Annotated in this window: 3 protein-coding genes and 1 pseudogene; 2 read left to right on the top strand and 2 right to left on the bottom strand. The window is 59.8% G+C overall.

All coding sequences use genetic code 11. From position 1 onward, the window contains the following. Positions 1 to 212, top strand: a pseudogene (locus AC1DH9_RS27715) (hypothetical protein); the annotation flags it as partial. A 76-nt stretch (positions 213 to 288) separates the two neighbouring features. Here AC1DH9_RS27715 and AC1DH9_RS27710 read toward each other — a convergent pair. After that, positions 289 to 1,476 carry a molybdopterin molybdotransferase MoeA gene (locus AC1DH9_RS27710; RefSeq protein ID WP_427543648.1) on the bottom strand — a complete coding sequence of 396 codons (1,188 nt, stop codon included), beginning with the start codon at positions 1,474 to 1,476 and terminating at the stop codon, positions 289 to 291. A gap of 22 nt (positions 1,477 to 1,498) precedes the next feature. Further along, the gene (moaB, locus tag AC1DH9_RS27705) at positions 1,499 to 2,038 is read right to left on the bottom strand and encodes a molybdenum cofactor biosynthesis protein B (protein ID WP_427543577.1); all 540 of its coding nucleotides are present in this window, start codon (positions 2,036 to 2,038) and stop codon (positions 1,499 to 1,501) included. A gap of 81 nt (positions 2,039 to 2,119) precedes the next feature. Here moaB and AC1DH9_RS27700 point away from each other — a divergent pair. Continuing rightward, positions 2,120 to 2,248: NTP transferase domain-containing protein (locus AC1DH9_RS27700; RefSeq protein ID WP_477809190.1), on the top strand; the 129-nt coding region annotated here is incomplete at its 3' end.

Genomic DNA, 2,248 nt, shown 5'->3' with positions numbered 1-2,248 from the left:
CACCTGGAGGGAGCGACATGGAACCGCGCGTTGTAGAGCTGGAGACCCACCTCAAGTACATCCGCAGAGATATGGAAGAGGTCCGAAACGACGTCAAATCCATCAAGCACAGGCTTGCCTACTCGGCAGGCGCTGCGGCGGTGATCATCAGCCTGCTCGGCTGGATCGCAAACAGCCGCTTCGATCAACTCGTGACGCTGCTTAACGCGTAATCTGCACCACGAAACGCCAGGCCCGACGTGATTCATACCGGGCCTGGCGCTGACCAGCGCTGTCATACGTAAAGGCCTAGCCCAGCACTTCACTCAGCGGGATGAAGTTCACCCAATCACCTTCAACCAAGGTGCGCTCCTCCAGCACTTCAACCAGGCCTTCAGCCCAGGCTGCACTGCGCAAAACACCCGAGCTCTGATTCTTGTAGATAATTGCCCGCCCCTGCTCCAGACGACCGCGCAGGTATTCCCGGCGATTACCGGCCTTGGACCAGACGAATCCTGCCGGAACCTGAAACTGCAAAGGCCGAACCTCTGTCACGCCTTGACGACGTAACAGATAAGGGCGTGCCAACAGGGCAAAGGTCACCAGTGTCGACGCAGGATTGCCAGGCAGCCCAATCACCGGCACGCCTCGAAAATGCCCGAACGTCAGTGGTTTCCCTGGCTTGATGGCCAACTTCCACAATGCCAGTTCGCCTTCTTCGCGCAGCGCAATACCCAGGAAATCCGCCTCGCCTACCGATACACCGCCCGTAGAAAGGATCAGGTCGACATCACCCAGTTCGGCGAGCCGATCACGAGTGGCCTGCAAATCGTCGGGCAGAATCCCCGCATCGATCACTTCGCAGCCTAAACGCTGCAACCAGCTGCACAGCAATACCCGATTGCTGTTATAGATCTGACCCGGGCCGAGGGCTTGCCCGGGCTCGACCAACTCGTCCCCGGTGGACAGCACCGCAACCCGTACCTTGCGCACGACTTCAAGCTCTGCACACCCCAGTGAGGCCGCCAAACCTTGTTCGATGGGACCCAGGCGCGTACCGGCGGTCAATACCTGTTCACCCACCGTGGTTTCCTGACCTTGCGGGCGAATGTTTTGCCCTGCGCGCATCGGCTCGGTAAAACGTATCCGTTGGTCCGCCTGGACCTCGGCGTTTTCCTGCATTTCAACGCAGTCTGCACCCACTGGCACCGGGGCACCGGTGAAGATCCGTGCACACGTACCGGGCGCCAATGGCTCCGGAGCTTGCCCGGCAAAGACCTTCTGGCTGACCACCAGCGGCTCGCCAGTCCAATCGGCCAGGCGCAAGGCATAACCATCCATGGCGCTGTTGGGCCATGGCGGCAGATCAAGGGTCGATACCAGGTCCTCGGCAAGAACACGGCCCTGGGTCGCGGCCAACGGCAATCGTTCGCGCTCAAGGATTGGCGACGCCTCAGCCATTTCCAGCAAGCGTGCCAACGCCACTTCGACGGGCATCAAGCTGCCGGTCTTGCCCGGCTTACCCACGGGATTCACAGGGTACCGCCTGTTTCAAGTGAGCGACAAAGTTGCACGGACGATGCCGCGAATCCAGTTGCTCCGCGAGAATCCCGTCCCAACCGGTTCGCACCGCATTGGTAGAACCCGGCAGACAGCAGACCAGCGTGCCATTGGCCAACCCTGCCAACGCGCGCGATTGCACCGTCGAGGTGCCAATGTCCGCAACCGAGATCTGCCGAAACAACTCACCAAATCCGTCGACCTGCTTATCCAGCAGGCAACTGACCGCTTCCGGTGTACTGTCACGACCGGTAAAACCCGTACCGCCCGTAATCAGCACCACTTGCACGACATCGTCAGCGATCCAGGTCGCGACTTGCGCACGAATTTTGTAGAGGTCATCTTTAAGCAGAATACGTGCGGCCAGGTTATGCCCGGCGGCACTGAGGCGGTCAACGAAGACCTGTCCCGAGGTATCGGTTTCCAGCGTGCGAGTATCACTGACAGTCAGCACCGCAATGTTCAGCGGAGCGAAAGGTACATCAGCCTTGGCTTTCATAGGCTCGTCCAGTTGTAGGAGAAACAGCCCGGTGTTATATCACAGCGCCTCATTTTTTCAGCGCACCGATGGAGATGCTGCATGACCTCGAACTTCCAGTTGCCGCCCTGCTCCATCCTGCTTCTGGCGGGAGGACGCGGCCAGCGCATGGGCGGTCAGGACAAGGGGCTACTGGTGTGGCAAGGCCTGCCGTTGATTGCACATCTGCAC

It is taken from the genome of Pseudomonas sp. 05T35 (assembly GCF_056396605.1).
Note: the sequence above shows the minus strand (reverse complement) of the source record. Positions and strands in the feature narration are given on the sequence as shown.